General features: G+C 66.5%; 13 protein-coding genes. All 13 read right to left on the bottom strand.

Features of this window, described 5'->3' with window-relative positions; all coding sequences use genetic code 11:
• Nucleotides 1–164: 164 nt before the first annotated feature.
• Genes AC2SGK_RS03020 through nuoG form a run of 13 tightly spaced genes read right to left on the bottom strand, consistent with a single transcriptional unit; the run spans nucleotide 165 to nucleotide 14,222 of the window.
• Nucleotides 165–1,841, bottom strand: a complete 1,677-nt coding sequence (locus AC2SGK_RS03020) for a ribonuclease J (protein WP_488322111.1) — start codon at nucleotides 1,839–1,841, stop codon at nucleotides 165–167.
• Nucleotides 1,834–2,613, bottom strand: a complete 780-nt coding sequence (locus AC2SGK_RS03015; RefSeq protein ID WP_488322110.1) for a type III pantothenate kinase — start codon at nucleotides 2,611–2,613, stop codon at nucleotides 1,834–1,836. The genes AC2SGK_RS03020 and AC2SGK_RS03015 overlap by 8 nt, the downstream gene beginning before the upstream one ends.
• 5 nt (nucleotides 2,614–2,618) lie before the next feature.
• Nucleotides 2,619–3,386 (bottom strand): biotin--[acetyl-CoA-carboxylase] ligase, encoded by a 768-nt coding sequence (locus AC2SGK_RS03010; RefSeq protein WP_488322109.1) that lies wholly within the window; start codon nucleotides 3,384–3,386, stop codon nucleotides 2,619–2,621.
• Nucleotides 3,379–4,839 (bottom strand): NADH-quinone oxidoreductase subunit NuoN, encoded by a 1,461-nt coding sequence (gene nuoN, locus AC2SGK_RS03005; protein WP_488322108.1) that lies wholly within the window; start codon nucleotides 4,837–4,839, stop codon nucleotides 3,379–3,381. The genes AC2SGK_RS03010 and nuoN overlap by 8 nt, the downstream gene beginning before the upstream one ends.
• A 10-nt stretch (nucleotides 4,840–4,849) precedes the next feature.
• Complete coding sequence (locus AC2SGK_RS03000) at nucleotides 4,850–6,415, bottom strand: NADH-quinone oxidoreductase subunit M (protein ID WP_488322107.1); 1,566 nt, start codon at nucleotides 6,413–6,415, stop codon at nucleotides 4,850–4,852.
• Between the two features lies 1 nt (nucleotide 6,416).
• Complete coding sequence (gene nuoL, locus AC2SGK_RS02995; RefSeq protein ID WP_488322106.1) at nucleotides 6,417–8,525, bottom strand: NADH-quinone oxidoreductase subunit L; 2,109 nt, start codon at nucleotides 8,523–8,525, stop codon at nucleotides 6,417–6,419.
• 6 nt (nucleotides 8,526–8,531) lie between these two features.
• On the bottom strand, nucleotides 8,532–8,837 hold the full coding sequence (gene nuoK / locus AC2SGK_RS02990) for an NADH-quinone oxidoreductase subunit NuoK (RefSeq protein WP_411837129.1): 306 nt from the start codon (nucleotides 8,835–8,837) through the stop codon (nucleotides 8,532–8,534).
• Between the two features lie 55 nt (nucleotides 8,838–8,892).
• Nucleotides 8,893–9,495, bottom strand: a complete 603-nt coding sequence (locus tag AC2SGK_RS02985) for an NADH-quinone oxidoreductase subunit J (RefSeq protein ID WP_411837130.1) — start codon at nucleotides 9,493–9,495, stop codon at nucleotides 8,893–8,895.
• Nucleotides 9,492–9,905 (bottom strand): carboxymuconolactone decarboxylase family protein, encoded by a 414-nt coding sequence (locus tag AC2SGK_RS02980; protein ID WP_488322105.1) that lies wholly within the window; start codon nucleotides 9,903–9,905, stop codon nucleotides 9,492–9,494. Before AC2SGK_RS02980 ends, AC2SGK_RS02985 begins: the two co-directional genes overlap by 4 nt.
• Nucleotides 9,902–10,393 carry an NADH-quinone oxidoreductase subunit NuoI gene (gene nuoI, locus AC2SGK_RS02975; protein ID WP_148912082.1) on the bottom strand — a complete coding sequence of 164 codons (492 nt, stop codon included), beginning with the start codon at nucleotides 10,391–10,393 and terminating at the stop codon, nucleotides 9,902–9,904. The genes AC2SGK_RS02980 and nuoI overlap by 4 nt, the downstream gene beginning before the upstream one ends.
• 3 nt (nucleotides 10,394–10,396) lie before the next feature.
• Nucleotides 10,397–11,428 carry an NADH-quinone oxidoreductase subunit NuoH gene (nuoH, locus tag AC2SGK_RS02970; RefSeq protein ID WP_488322104.1) on the bottom strand — a complete coding sequence of 344 codons (1,032 nt, stop codon included), beginning with the start codon at nucleotides 11,426–11,428 and terminating at the stop codon, nucleotides 10,397–10,399.
• A gap of 18 nt (nucleotides 11,429–11,446) precedes the next feature.
• Nucleotides 11,447–12,205: a hypothetical protein gene (locus AC2SGK_RS02965; protein ID WP_488322103.1), complete on the bottom strand. Its 759-nt coding sequence runs from the start codon at nucleotides 12,203–12,205 to the stop codon at nucleotides 11,447–11,449.
• A gap of 4 nt (nucleotides 12,206–12,209) precedes the next feature.
• Nucleotides 12,210–14,222, bottom strand: a complete 2,013-nt coding sequence (gene nuoG, locus AC2SGK_RS02960) for an NADH-quinone oxidoreductase subunit NuoG (RefSeq protein WP_488322102.1) — start codon at nucleotides 14,220–14,222, stop codon at nucleotides 12,210–12,212.
• Nucleotides 14,223–14,231 lie beyond the last annotated feature (9 nt).

The raw sequence follows: 14,231 nt of genomic DNA, 5'->3' as shown, positions 1-14,231 counted from the left end.
GTGACAAGCCCCCGCGTCGCCATTGCGTCCCGCGATGGCCGGGGGGCTTCGCACCCCCCGGACCCCCTGCGATCAGGCTGTGCGCCCCACACGGTCCCGCGCGACATCGGGGGGTCCGGGGGGCTGGCCCCCCGGCCCGTCGCGGGACGCAGAACGGGCGCCGGTCAGTCGGCCATCAGGCGACTGATGCTGACGGTGACCTCGGGCTTCTTGCCGATCTCCTCCATCGCCATCTGGCGGGTGATCTTGCGGATCGCCTCGTCCATCTTTCCGTCGTCGCGCACGGTGCGGGCATCGGCGCGCTCCAGGAACTCGGACAGCTCGGCCTCGATCTGGCGGACCAGATCGCCGCCTGAGCGGGTCCGCGTCGACAGGCCCATCAGCTCGACCCAGGCATCGGGCAGGACGTTGTCATCCTCGTCCACGATCACGCTGACCATGGCATGGCCGTTCAGCGCCATGCGGATGCGGTCGCGCACGACCCCGTCCATCGCGCCGATCAGCTGGTTGCCGTCCAGGTACAGGCGCCCCGTCTCGACCTGATCGCAGACCTTGGGACGGTCGCCCGTCAGGTCCAGCATCGTGCCGTTGGTCACGATCTCGGCGATCATGCCCTTGGCGCGGGCCAGCATCACATGCTCGCGCAGATGCAGGTGCTCACCATGCATGGGGATCACGACCTTGGGCTTCAGCAGGTCATGCATCGCCTCGATGTCGGGCCGGTTCGCGTGACCCGAAACGTGGTAGAGCCCGTCATCGGCGTCCCAGACCTCGACCCCGGCCTCGCTCAGCGCGTTCATGATGCGGCCGACCGACTTCTCGTTGCCGGGGATGGTCTTGGAGCTGAAGAGGAAGCTGTCCCCCTCCTTCAGCGACAGGCCTAGATAGCGGCCGCGCGACAACTGCGCGCTGGCAGCGCGACGCTCTCCCTGGCTGCCGGTGACCAGCAGCAGGACCTTGTTGCGGGGCAGCTTGGCGGCCTCCTCGGGCCCGATCGTCTCGGGGAAATCCTTGAAGATGCCGCTGTCGAAGCCGACGCTGACCATGCGCCGCATCGCGCGGCCCAGCAGGCAGACCTTGCGCCCCGAAGCGCGGGCCGCGTCCGCCAGCGTCTTCAGGCGAGCGATATTGCTGGCGAAGGTGGTGGCCACGACCAGGTTCGGCTGCGCCATGACCCATTCCAGGATCGGGGTCGCCAGAACCGCCTCGGACCGGCCGGGATGTGTCGAGAAGATGTTCGTGCTGTCACAGGCCAGGACCTTGACGCCCTTGCCCTCTGCCGCGATCTGCGACAGGCCGACCGGGTCGAAGGCATCGCCCACGACCGGGGTCACGTCCATCTTGAAGTCGCCCGTATGCACGACGCGACCCGCAGGCGTGTCAATGATCAACGCGCTGCTTTCCGGGATCGAGTGGCTGATCGGCACGAACTGCACGCCGAAGGGGCCGACATTGGTCACGGCCGGGCGCGCCTCGGTGATGTTGACCACCTCGGTCGGCAGGCCGTGCTCCTCCATCTTCAGGCGCACCAGCGTCCCGGTGAAGCGGCGCGCATAGATCGGCACGTCCAGCCGCTTCCACAGATGCGCGATGGCACCGATATGGTCCTCGTGGCCGTGGGTGACGAAGATCGCCTCCAGCCGGTGGCGGTTCTTCTCCAGCCAGGTCAGGTCGGGCATGATCAGGTCGATCCCCGGGCTGCCCTCCATGTCGCCGAAGGTCACGCCCAGGTCCACCAGGATCAGCCGCTCCTTGCCGGGCAGGCCGTATCCATAGACATAGGCGTTCATGCCAATTTCGCCCGCTCCGCCGAGCGGCAGATAGATCAGGCGTTCAGCCATTTCCCATCTCCTTGTTAAAGTCGTGAATGAGCCGAAGCCCGTGCATCGTCAGATCGTCTTCAATTGCGTCGAACAGGTCGAACCCCTGGTCGAACAATGGCGCAAGCCCGCCAGTGGCTATCACTTTCATGGGTCGGTCGCGCTCGGCGCGGATCTTGTCCACGATACCGTCGACCAGCCCCACATATCCCCAGAACACGCCTGACTGGATACATGCAACCGTATTCGTGCCGATGACCGTCGCAGGCATGGTCACATCCACATGCGGCAGCGACGCCGCCCCCATGTGCAGCGCCTCCAGCGACAGGTTCACACCGGGCGAGATGACGCCCCCGATATAGGCGCCGTCCACATCCACCACGTCGAAGGTGGTGGCCGTGCCGAAATCAACCACGATCAGGTCAGGCCCGTGCCGTTCATAGGCGCCGACCGTATTGACCAGCCGGTCGGGTCCCACGGTTGTCCCCGCATCGACCCGCGGCGGCACCGGCAGCAGGCAGTCAGGCTTGCCCACCACCAGCGGCCGCGTGTCGAAATAGCGGTTGCACAGCACCCGCAGGTTGAAGACCACCCGCGGCGCCGTGGCGCTGATGATGCAGGCGTCGATCTGCAGCTCGAACTTCTGGACGGCGATCAGCGTGGACAGCCAGACGTAATATTCGTCCGCCGTGCGGCGATGATCGGTGCGGATGCGCCAATGCGAGAGGAACCGCGTGCCGTCCCAGATCGAGAAGACCGTGTTCGTGTTGCCGGTGTCGATGCAGAGCAGCATGGATGCTATCCCCCGAAGAAGATGTCGGCCGCCGGGATGGCCTGACGGCCCCGCGGCCCGGTCAGGATCAGGGCGCCGGTCTCGTCGATGCCGTCGAAGCGGCCGATGGTCTCGGTCGTGCCGGTGCGGGCGGTGATCGTCTCGCCCAGCCTCGCGGCCCGCGCCAGCCAGGCCGCGCGGATCGGCGCGAAGCCATAGGCCGCCATCTGCCGGATGCCCTCGTCCATGCGGCGCGTCAGCGCGTCCAGCATGTCGTCCTGACCGACAATCAGGCCTGTCTCTCCGGCCAGGCTGACCGGACGCAGCGCGCCTGCCTCCACCTGAGACACGTCGGGCGCCGCCATCAGGTTGATGCCGATGCCGATGGCCAGGACCGCCACCTGCCCGCCCGCGCCGCTGCTCTCCAGCAGGATGCCCGACAGCTTCCCGCCGTTCAGCAGCACGTCATTGGGCCATTTCAGCGACAGGTTCAGCGTCGGCCCGCAGAGATCATGCAGCGCCTGATGAACGGCCAGCGCCGCCACGAAGGACAGCCGCGCCGCATCGGACGCCGCCCCCTGCGGGCGCAGCACCAGCGTGGCTGCGAAGTTGCCCTGCGGATCGGTCCAGGCGCGCCCGCGCCTGCCGCGCCCGGCCTGCTGCTGGCGCGCCATGATCCAGGCTGGCCCCGTCAGCGACGGGGCCAGCCGGAAGGCTTCAAGATTGGTGCTGTCCACGCGGTCCAGGACGTGGCGCGCCACGCCCTGCGGCCATGAGACGGGCGCGTCAGTCACCCGCGACCGTGGCTTCGCCGACCAGGGACTGCGCGGCGACAGCTGCGGCATCGTCCATGCCCAGCAGGGTGATCGAGCCCAGCAGAAGCGCGAAGGCCGGCACCAGCAGCGAGGCATACTGCACCCCGCCCATGCGGCTGGTCACGCCCTCGGTCTCGGCGCCGAAATACATGTAGAACACGATGCGCAGATAGTAGAACGCGCCGATCACCGAGGCGATGACGCCCGCAACCGCCAGCCAGGCCATGCCGCCATCGACTGCGGCGGTCAGCACGCCGTATTTCGCCCAGAAACCGACCAGCGGCGGGACGCCCGCCAGGCTGAACATCAGCAGCAGGACCGCCATGGCCTTCAGCGGCTCGGCGCTGGCGAAGCGGTTCAGGCTCTCCAGGTCGGTGACCGGGCGGCCGTCGCGCTCCAGCGACATGATGAAGGCGAAGCTGCCCACGTTCATCACCGCATAGATCGCCATGTAGATCAGCATGGCCTGCACGCCGTATGCGGTGCCGGCCGCCAGACCCACCAGGGCAAAGCCCATATGCGCGATGGAGGAATAGGCCATCAGGCGCTTGATGTTGCGCTGACCGATGCCCGCGATCGAGCCGAGGAACATCGACATGACCGCCAGCGCCGCGATGATCTGGCCCCAATCGGCGGGGACGTTGCCGAAGGCATCGAACATCAGACGCGCGATCAGCGCCATGGCGGCGACCTTGGGCGCGGTGGCGAGGAAGGCCGTCACGGGAGAGGGCGAGCCTTCGTAGACATCGGGCGTCCACATGTGGAAGGGCACGGCAGAGACCTTGAAGGCCAGGCCGACCAGCAGGAAGACCAGACCGAAGAGGAGGCCCATGGGCAGGCTGCCCGCCTGCACCGCCTGCATCACGCCCGCGAAGCTGGTGGTGCCCGAGAAGCCGTAGACCAGCGAGGTGCCGTAGAGCAGCAGGCCCGAGCTGAGCGCACCCAGCACGAAATACTTCAGGCCGGCCTCGGAGGACTTCACGCTCTCGCGGCGCATCGCGGCCACGACGTAGAGCGCCAGCGACTGCAGCTCCAGCCCCATGTAGAGGGTCAGCAGATCGCCCGAGGAGACCATCATCGACATGCCGACCGAGGCCAGCACGATCAGGATCGGGTATTCGAACCGCATCAGGTTGTGGCGGTTCATGTATTCCGCGCTCATCGCGAGGACGGCGGCGGCGGAGAGCAGGATCGTCACCTTGGCAAAGCGGCCGAAGGCGTCGTCGGTGAACATGCCGAAGAAGGCGCTCTGCTGCGGGCGGTCCGACAGGCCGGTATAGGCCGCGACCGCCAGCAGCACCGCGACCGTCGTCCACAGGATCGGCACCGCGATGCGGTCCTTGCCCAGATAGGCCCCCGCCATCAGCGCGGCCAGCGCATAGACCGCCAGAAGCAGCTCGGGCAGAATCGTGGAGATATCCAAACCGGTCATCGTGCGTTCCTCAGTGGCTGACGGCGGGGCTGACGGCGGCCGAGGCCATGTCGTCCGCCGCTGCCTCGGCGGGCAGCGCGTCGTTGTAATTCACCAGAAGCGCCTCGACGGCAGGTCCGGTGATGTCGGTCACCAGGCGCGGATAGACGCCCAGGATCAGGGTCATGGCGATCAGCGGGGCAAAGATCCAGCGCTCGCGCGGGGTCATGTCGGTGATCGTGCGCAGGCTCTCCTTGATCAGTGCGCCCATGGTCACGCGGCGATAGAGCCAGAGCGCATAGGCCGCCGACAGGATCACCCCGGTCGCGGCCACGAAGGCCACCCAGGTGTTGGCGCGGAACGTCCCCAGCAGGGTCAGGAACTCGCCCACGAAGCCCGAGGTGCCGGGCAGGCCTACATTGGCCATGGTGAAGAACATGAAGACCAGCGCATAGACCGGCATCCGGTTCACCAGCCCGCCATAGGCGTCGATCTCGCGCGTGTGCATGCGGTCGTAGATGACGCCCACGCAGAGGAACAGCGCCCCCGAGATGAAGCCGTGCGACAGCATCTGGAAGATCGCCCCGTCCAGGCCCTGCTGGTTCGCGGCGAAGATGCCCATGGTCACGTAGCCCATGTGCGCGACCGAGGAATAGGCGATCAGCTTCTTCATGTCGGACTGCGCCAGCGCCACCAGCGAGGTGTAGACGATGGCGATGGCCGACATCCACAGGACCAGCGGCTGCAGCAGGTCGGCCGCGACCGGGAACATCGGCAGGCTGAAGCGGATGAAGCCGTAGCCGCCCATCTTCAGCAGCACCGCGGCCAGCACGACGGACCCCGCGGTCGGGGCCTGGACGTGCGCGTCGGGCAGCCACGTATGGACGGGCCACATCGGCATCTTGACCGCGAAGCTGGCGAAGAAGGCCAGGAACAGCAGCGTCTGCATGCCGCCGACGACGGTCAGGCCCATCAGGCCGAAGGTCTCGGACGGGAAGTCGAAGGCCAGGAGCTGCGCGATGTCGGTGGTGCCCGCCGTGCGCGCCATGGCGATCATCGCGACCAGCATCAGCACCGAGCCGATGAAGGTGTAGAGGAAGAACTTGAACGACGCATAGATGCGGTTCTTGCCCCCCCAGATGCCGATGATCAGGAACATCGGGATCAGACCGGCCTCGAAGAACAGGTAGAAGAGGATCAGGTCAAGCGCCGCGAAGACGCCGATCATCAGCCCCTCCAGCACCAGGAAGGCGATCATGTATTCCTTGACCCGCACCGACACGTCCCAGCAGGACAGGATGGTCAGCGGCATCAGGAAGGTCGTCAGCAGGATGAACAGGATCGAGATCCCGTCCACGCCCATCTTGTAGCGCAGACCCATGATCCAGGCGTGATCCTCGACGAACTGGAAGCCCGTGTTCGAGGGATCGAAGCCCGCCAGCAGGAACAGCGAGATCAGGAAGGTCGCGCCGGTCGCGATGAGCGCCAGCCATTTCGCGTTCTTCTGCGATGCCGCGTCGTCGCCGCGCAGGAACACCGCCAGGATCCCCGCCGCCACGATCGGCAGGAAGGTGATGATCGAAAGAAGGTTCGTCATGTCAGTGCGCGCCCCGCATCATCACCCAGATCAGCAAGCCCACGATGCCCAAAACCATCGCGAAGGCGTAATGGAACAGATAGCCCGACTGCACCCGTCCGGCGAACCGGGTCAGGCGCGGGATGATTCCCAAAGCCAGGCCGTTGATGGCGCCGTCGATAACGGCTCCGTCACCGCCCGTCCACAGCTTGGCGCCGATCCAGCGTGCCGGACGCACGAAGACCGCGTCATAGACCTGGTCGAAATACCACTTGTTCAGCAGGAACTGATAGAGTCCCCGCTGCTGCGCGGCCAGCTGGGCTGGCAGCTCCGGACGGCGGATGTACATCAGCCAGGCCAGGGCGAAGCCGATCAGCATCGCCACGAAGGGCGAGACCTTGACCCATTTCGGAACGTAATGGGCCTCGTGCATGACATGGTTGTCGGGCCGCATGTAGATGGCGCCGGGCGTGACGGTGAAGGAGGCGACATCCGCAGCCTCGGCATGGGCCCCGCCCTCGGCGGCGGGGGCCGCGGCGGCCTCCGGTTCGGCCGGGGCCTCGGTGGTCGCATGGGCGACCTCGGTGCCGTGGCCGGCCTCCTCGTGCTGGGCCGCCTCGATGCCGAAGAACCGGGCGACGCCCTCCTCCTCGAAGAAGCTGTTGTACCAGATCATGCCCGCGAAGATCGAACCGAAGGCCAGCACCACCAGCGGCGCGGTCATCACGCGCGGGCTCTCATGCGCATGGTCATGCGCATGATGGTCGCCGCGGGGCTTGCCGTAGAAGGTCAGGAACATCAGCCGCCAGGAATAGAAGCTGGTCATCAGCGCCGCGATCACCAGCATCCAGAAGGCATAGGTGCTGCCGACATAGGCGCTCTCGATCACGGCATCCTTGGACAGGAAGCCCGCGAAGCCGATATGGGTCAGCGGGATGCCGACGCCGGTGATGGCCAGCGTGCCGATCATCATCGCCGCGAAGGTCAGCGGGATCTTCTTGCGCAGCCCGCCATAGTTCCGCATGTCCTGTTCGTGGTGCATCGCGTGGATCACCGAACCCGCGCCCAGGAACAGCATCGCCTTGAAGAAGGCATGGGTCAGCAGGTGGAACATGGCGACCGAATAGACGCCGACGCCCGCCGCCACGAACATGTAGCCCAGCTGCGAACAGGTCGAATAGGCGATGACGCGCTTGATGTCGTTCTGCACCAGACCGACGGTCGCCGCGAAGAAGGCCGTGGTCGCGCCGACATAGACGATCAGCATCTTCGCCTCGGGGGCGAACTCGTAGAGCGGCGACATGCGGCAGACCAGGAACACGCCCGCGGTAACCATGGTCGCCGCGTGGATCAGGGCCGAGACCGGAGTCGGGCCTTCCATCGCGTCGGGCAGCCAGGTGTGCAGGAACAGCTGCGCCGACTTGCCCATCGCGCCGATGAACAGCAGGATCGCCAGCACGTTGGCCGCGTTCCAGTCGCGCCACAGGAAGGTCATCTCGGTCTGGGCCAGCATCGGCACCTGGGCGAAGATCTGGTCGAACTGGATCGACCCGGTCATCCACCACAGGCCGAAGATGCCCAGCAGGAAGCCGAAATCGCCGACGCGGTTGACAATGAAGGCCTTCATCGCGGCCGCGCCCGCCGACTGCTTCTTGAAGTAGAAGCCGATCAGCAGATAGGAGGCGACGCCCACGCCCTCCCATCCGAAGAACATCTGCAGCAGGTTGTCGGAGGTCACCAGCATCAGCATGGAGAAGGTGAAGAACGACAGATAGGCGAAGAAGCGCGCTCGATAGGGCTCGTCATCGCCGAAGTTCTCGTCATGCGCCATGTAGCCGAAGCTGTAGAGGTGCACGAGCGCCGAGACCGAGTTGATCACGATCAGCATGATCGCGGTCAGCCGGTCCAGCCGGATCGCCCATTCCGAGGTGAAGTCGCCCGACACGATCCAGTCCAGGACGGGCAGGCTCTGCGGCTCGCCCAGGGTCAGGAACACGACCCAGGACAGGGCGGCGGCGGCGAACAGGATGGCGGTGGTCAGGATCTGCGCGCCGCGCTCTCCGATCAGCCGCCAGCCGAAGCCCGCGATCAGCGCGCCCAGAAGGGGCGCGAACAGGATGAATTGCGCCATGACCGCTTACCCCTTCATCACGTTGACGTCGTCGACCGCGATCGTGCCGCGGTTGCGGAAGAACACGACCAGGATGGCCAGGCCGATGGCCGCCTCGGCGGCGGCGACGGTCAGGATGAACATCGTGAAGATCTGCCCGCCCAGATCGCCCAGATGTGCCGAAAAGGCCACGAAGTTGATGTTGACCGCCAGCAGCATAAGCTCGATCGACATCAGGATGACGATGACGTTCTTGCGGTTCACGAAGATGCCGAAGATTCCGGCGACGAACAGTATCGCCCCCACGACAAGGTAATGTGTCAATCCGATCATCGTTACAGTCCCTCCGGGCACGCTCACCCGTTGATATTCCTTGGGCGGGCGGGGCTCAGAGCCCCTGCCCCGGCTTGACGTCGCGCAGCTGCATGGCCTTGGCCGGATCGCGGTGCATCTGGCGGATCACGTCCTGACGCTTGATGTCGCGGCGGTGACGCATGGTCAGGGTGATCGCGCCGATCATCGCGACCAGCAGGATCAGGCCCGACAGCTGGAACGGCAGGATGTAGCGGTCATAGAGCACCAGGCCGATGGCATTGGTGTTCTGCGCCTCCGCCGCCATCGGCACCGCGCGCAGCGTGGCCGACTGGTCGCTGCTTTCCCACGCGCCATAGGCGATGGCCAGCTGCGCCAGCAGCACGATGGCGATCAGCCCCGCCAGCGGCAGATAGCGGGCGAATTCGCCCTTCAGCTGGGCGAAGTCGACATCCAGCATCATCACCACGAACAGGAACAGCACCGCCACGGCGCCGACATAGACGATGATCAGCAGCATCGCCACGAATTCCGCGCCCAGCAGCACGAACAGGCCCGCCGCCGAGATGAAGGCCAGGATCAGCCACAGCACCGAATGCACGGGGTTGCGCGACAGTACCACCATGAAGCCAGCCGTGCAGACCGAAATGGCGAAGAGATAAAAGGCGAAGGTCATCATGACTGGGGGTTCCCCTCGGATTCGGTGAATACGCCCTGAGCGATCTCCAGCGCCTTCTGCATCGCCGGAAGGCCGCCGAACATGCCCATCTGATAGATCACCTCGGCGATCTCGCGCGGGGTGGCCCCGGCCTCGATCGCGTGGCGGATGGTCAGGCGCAGCTGCGGCTCGGCCAAGGCGCCCTGGACGGTCATCGCGGCGATGGTGACCAGCAGGCGCGTGCGCGCATCCAGACCGTCGCGGTTGAAGGTCTTGCCGAACCACATCTCCAGCATGTCCGCAGGCATGGTCGGGAACATCTTCTCGAACGCCTTGACGTCGAAATGCTCCAGCGCGGGGTTGAAGGTCCGCGCCATCTCCTGTCCCTGGGCCAGCATCTGCTGGAACATCTTGGTGAAGGGATCGGTCATCGGTAGGGCGCGTCCATCGCCAGGTTGCGGGCGATCTGGGCCTCCCACCGGGCGCCGTTGTCCAGAAGCTTCTCCTTGTCGTAGAACAGCTCCTCGCGGGTCTCGGTGGCGTATTCGAAGTTCGGCCCCTCGACGATCGCGTCGACCGGGCAGGCCTCTTGGCAGAAGCCGCAATAGATGCACTTGGTCATGTCGATGTCATAGCGCGTCGTGCGGCGCGAGCCGTCGTCGCGGGGTTCGGCATCGATGGTGATCGCCTGCGCGGGGCAGACCGCCTCGCAAAGCTTGCACGCGATGCAGCGTTCCTCGCCGTTGGGATAGCGGCGCAGCGCATGCTCGCCCCGGAAGCGCGGCGAAAGCGGGCCCTTCTCATGGGGATAGTTGATGGTGGGCTTGGGCGCGAAGAAGTAGCGCATGCCCAGGCCGAAGCCTTTGATGAAATCCACCATCAGGAAGTACTTGGTGGCGCGGACGACGTCGAAAGCCATCTTTTACACTCCTGCCCAACGGGCCCAGAAGGTCCCGAAGACTTCGAATTTCGCAAGGAAAGCCACGATCACGACCCAGGCCAGCGACAGCGGCAGGAACACCTTCCAGCCGATCCGCATCAGCTGGTCGTAGCGGTACCGCGGCACGATGGCCTTCACCATGGCGAACATGAAGAACCAGAAGACCATCTTCAGGAACATCCAGATTGCCCCGTCCGGCAGACCCGGGATCGGCGACAGCCAGCCGCCGAAGAACAGCACGCTGATCAGGGCGCACATCAGCCACATGGCGATGTATTCGCCGGCCATGAACAAAAGGTAAGGGGTCGAGGAATATTCGGTCATGAAGCCCGCGACCAGTTCGGATTCCGCTTCCGGAAGGTCGAAGGGCGGGCGGTTGGTCTCGGCCAGGGCCGAGACGAAGAACAGCACGACCATCGGCAGGTGCGGCAGCCAGAACCAGGACAGGAGCCCCGCGCCGCGCTGCGCCTCGACGATGGCGGTCAGGTTCATGGAGCCGGCCGAGATGATCACGCCGATGATGATCAGGCCCAGGCTGACCTCGTAGGAGATCATCTGCGCGGCCGAGCGTAGCGAGCCCAGGAACGGGAACTTCGAGTTCGAGGCCCAGCCCCCCATGATCACCCCATAGACCTCCAGCGAGGAGACCGCGAAGATGAACAGGATGCCCACGTTGATGTCGGCCATGACCCAGCCCGGCGCGAAGGGAATCGCCACGAAGGCCAGAAGTGCCAGCATCATCGACAGGAAGGGCGCCAGGAAGAACACGAACTTGTCCGCGCCCGCCGGGACGACGATCTCCTTGACGACGAATTTCAGCGCGTCGGCGAAGGTCTGCAGGATGCCCCAGGGTCCGACCACGTTCGGGCCGCGCCGCATCTGCACCGCCGCCCAGATCTTGCGGTCGCCATAGACCATGTAGACCAGCGACAGCATCACGAAGATGATCAGCGCCAGACCCTGCGCCAGCAGGATCAGCGCGATGCCCCAGGAGGATGCCCAAAAATCAGCCATGATGCCAGTCCCTCTGCCTTACGCCGCTGGAATGCCGCGTGCGCTGCATTCGCGCAAGGTCTCTTCCGTTTCCATCACCCGCAACCCCATCGGCTTGCTGTCCGACAGCAGGAAGGCCGATCCGATCAGCAGCTTGCCGTCGCGTTCGGCCTGAAGCGTCCGGATGTGCCGCCCGTAGGGGTTGCCATTGTCGCGTGCCCAACCGGCCAATGCGCAGGTGGCATACGAGAACGCGATATCGGCGTCCACCCCCCGTTGCAGATTGGCGGTCACCTCGACCAGATCGGCCCCCGCGCCGCTGTTCAGCGGCTCGACCTTCACGGCCAGGAACACCTGCGGGTCGATCTCGGTCCCTGGGGCCAGAACCGGCAGCGCGGGCTGGGTCCGGGCCGCAAAGGCCTCCAGCGCCTCCTGCTGCGCGGTCTTGCGCGGCGGCAGGTCGGCCGCGACCAGCCCCGCGAAATCCAGGTCCAGATTCGCGTTCAGCGCCGCCAAGTCGGCCTCGGTCACCGCGAAGGCGTCGCGGCCCCCGGCGCTGTCCAGGTCCATCGTGGTGACGCTGCCGTCCTCCTCGAGGATCAGGATCTCGCCCGATTGGGTCGAGATGCGCGCCCGGCTCAGCCCCTCGCGGCCGGCGACCAGCGTGGTGACCTCGGCCGGCTTGGCGCGGGGACGGGCATCGGCGCCGTCGCGGCCCTCGGTCCCGCAGGCCGAAACAAGCAGCGCGGCGCCGACCAGGGCGGCCGCCGCGCGGGCGTTGTGCCGGGGCGCGCCCACGGCCCTACTCCGCCGCCAGCGCGGTCGCGCCGCGGGCCGCCGCCATGCGCGACAGCTCGCCCATCAGCGGAGAGCTGCGCGCGATCGGGTTGGTCAGGTAGAAATCGCGGACCGGGTTCACGAAGCCCGCCTGCCCCAGATCGCGGCGCGGCAGGGGCTGCCAGTCGCTCTCGACGATCTGGTCGACCTGGCCCAGATGCGGCACCGCCTCGACCAGCGCGCGGCGCAGCTGCGCCAGGCTGTCCCAGGGCAGGGTCCGGCCCAGTTCGGCCGACAGGGCGCGCAGGATCGCCCAGTTCTCCTTGGCCTCGCCCGGCGCGAAATTGGCGCGCATGGCCAACTGCGGACGCCCTTCGGTGTTCACGAAAAGGCCCATCTCCTCGGTATAGCAGGCGGCAGGCAGGATGATGTCGGCGCGATGCGCGCCGCGGTCGCCGTGGCTGCCCTGATAGATCACGACCGGACCGGCCGCGATCTCGACCTCGTCCGCGCCCAGGTTGAAGATCACCTGCGCACCGTCGATGGCCGCGCTCAGCCCGCCTTCGGTGACCGCGCCCACATCCATGGCGCCCACGCGTCCGGCCGCCGTGTGCAGCACCAGAAGACGCGCACCGGTCGCCTCGGCCAGGGCCTGGGCCGCGGCCAGCACGGCGGCGCCGTCGGCCTCGCGCAGCGCGCCCTGACCCAGGATGATCAGGCCGGGAGCCTCCTGCGGCTCGGCCTTGTCCAGCAGCGCCGTCAGCGCGGCGCGGTCGGTGCCCGCGTGCTCATAGTCATAGGTCAGATCAACCGCCTGCCCCACCAGCGTGATCCGCGCGCCGCGCGCCCAGGCCTTGCGGAGGCGCGCGTTCAGCACGGCCGCCTCGTCGCGGGGATTGGTGCCGATCAGCAGGATCGAGGCGGCATGGTCGATATCCTCGATCGCGGCATTGCCGACATAGCCGCTGCGGTTGCCGGCGGGCAGATGCGCGCCGTCGGTGCGGCATTCGACCGAACCGCCCAGGCCCTCGATCAGGGTCTTGAGGCTGAAGGCCGCCTCGACCGAGGCCAGATCGCCGACCAGGCCCGCGACCTTGCCGCCCTCCATCGCGCGGGCGGCGGCCGTCAGCGCCTCGGGCCAGGTGGCCGGGCGCAGGCGGCCGTTCTCGCGCAGATAGGGCGTGTCCAGGCGCTGGCGGCGCAGCCCGTCCCAAACGAAACGGGTCTTGTCGCTGATCCACTCCTCGTTCACCGCGTCATGGTTGCGCGGCAGGATGCGCATGACTTCGCGCCCCTTGGTGTCCACGCGGATCGCGCTGCCGAGCGCGTCCATCACGTCGATGGTCTCGGTCTTGGTCAGCTCCCACGGGCGGGCGGTGAAGGCATAGGGTTTCGACACCAGCGCCCCCACCGGGCAGAGGTCGATGATGTTGCCCTGAAGGTTCGAGGCCAGCGTCTCGTTCAGATAGGAGGTGATCTCGCTGTCCTCGCCGCGGCCGGTCTGGCCCATCTGCGTGATGCCCGCGACCTCGGTCGTGAAGCGCACGCAGCGGGTGCAGCTGATGCAGCGCGTCATGTGCGTCTCGACCAGCGGGCCCAGGTTCAGCTCCTCGGAGGCGCGCTTGGGCTCGCGATAGCGGCTGAAGTCGACGCCATAGGCCATCGCCTGGTCCTGCAGGTCGCATTCGCCGCCCTGGTCGCAGATCGGGCAGTCCAGCGGATGGTTGATCAGCAGGAACTCCATCACGCCCTCGCGGGCCTTCTTGACCATCGGGCTGTTGGTGCGGATCTCGGAGGGCGCGCCCTCGGGCCCCGGACGCAGGTCCTTGACCTGCATCGCGCAGCTGGCGGCGGGCTTGGGCGGTCCGCCCACGACCTCGACCAGGCACATCCGGCAGTTGCCCGCGATGGAAAGGCGTTCGTGATAGCAGAAACGCGGGATCTCGATCCCGGCCTGTTCGCAGGCCTGGATCAGGGTCAGGTTGGGATCGACCTGGATGTCCTTGCCGTCGATCCTGATGGTGCGCAGTTCTGCCATGACTGACTT

Source organism: Paracoccus sp. NIOT.M2S5SZ12 (assembly GCF_057748165.1).
The sequence above is the reverse complement of the archived record's forward strand: the minus strand, read 5'-3'. Positions and strand labels throughout refer to the sequence as shown.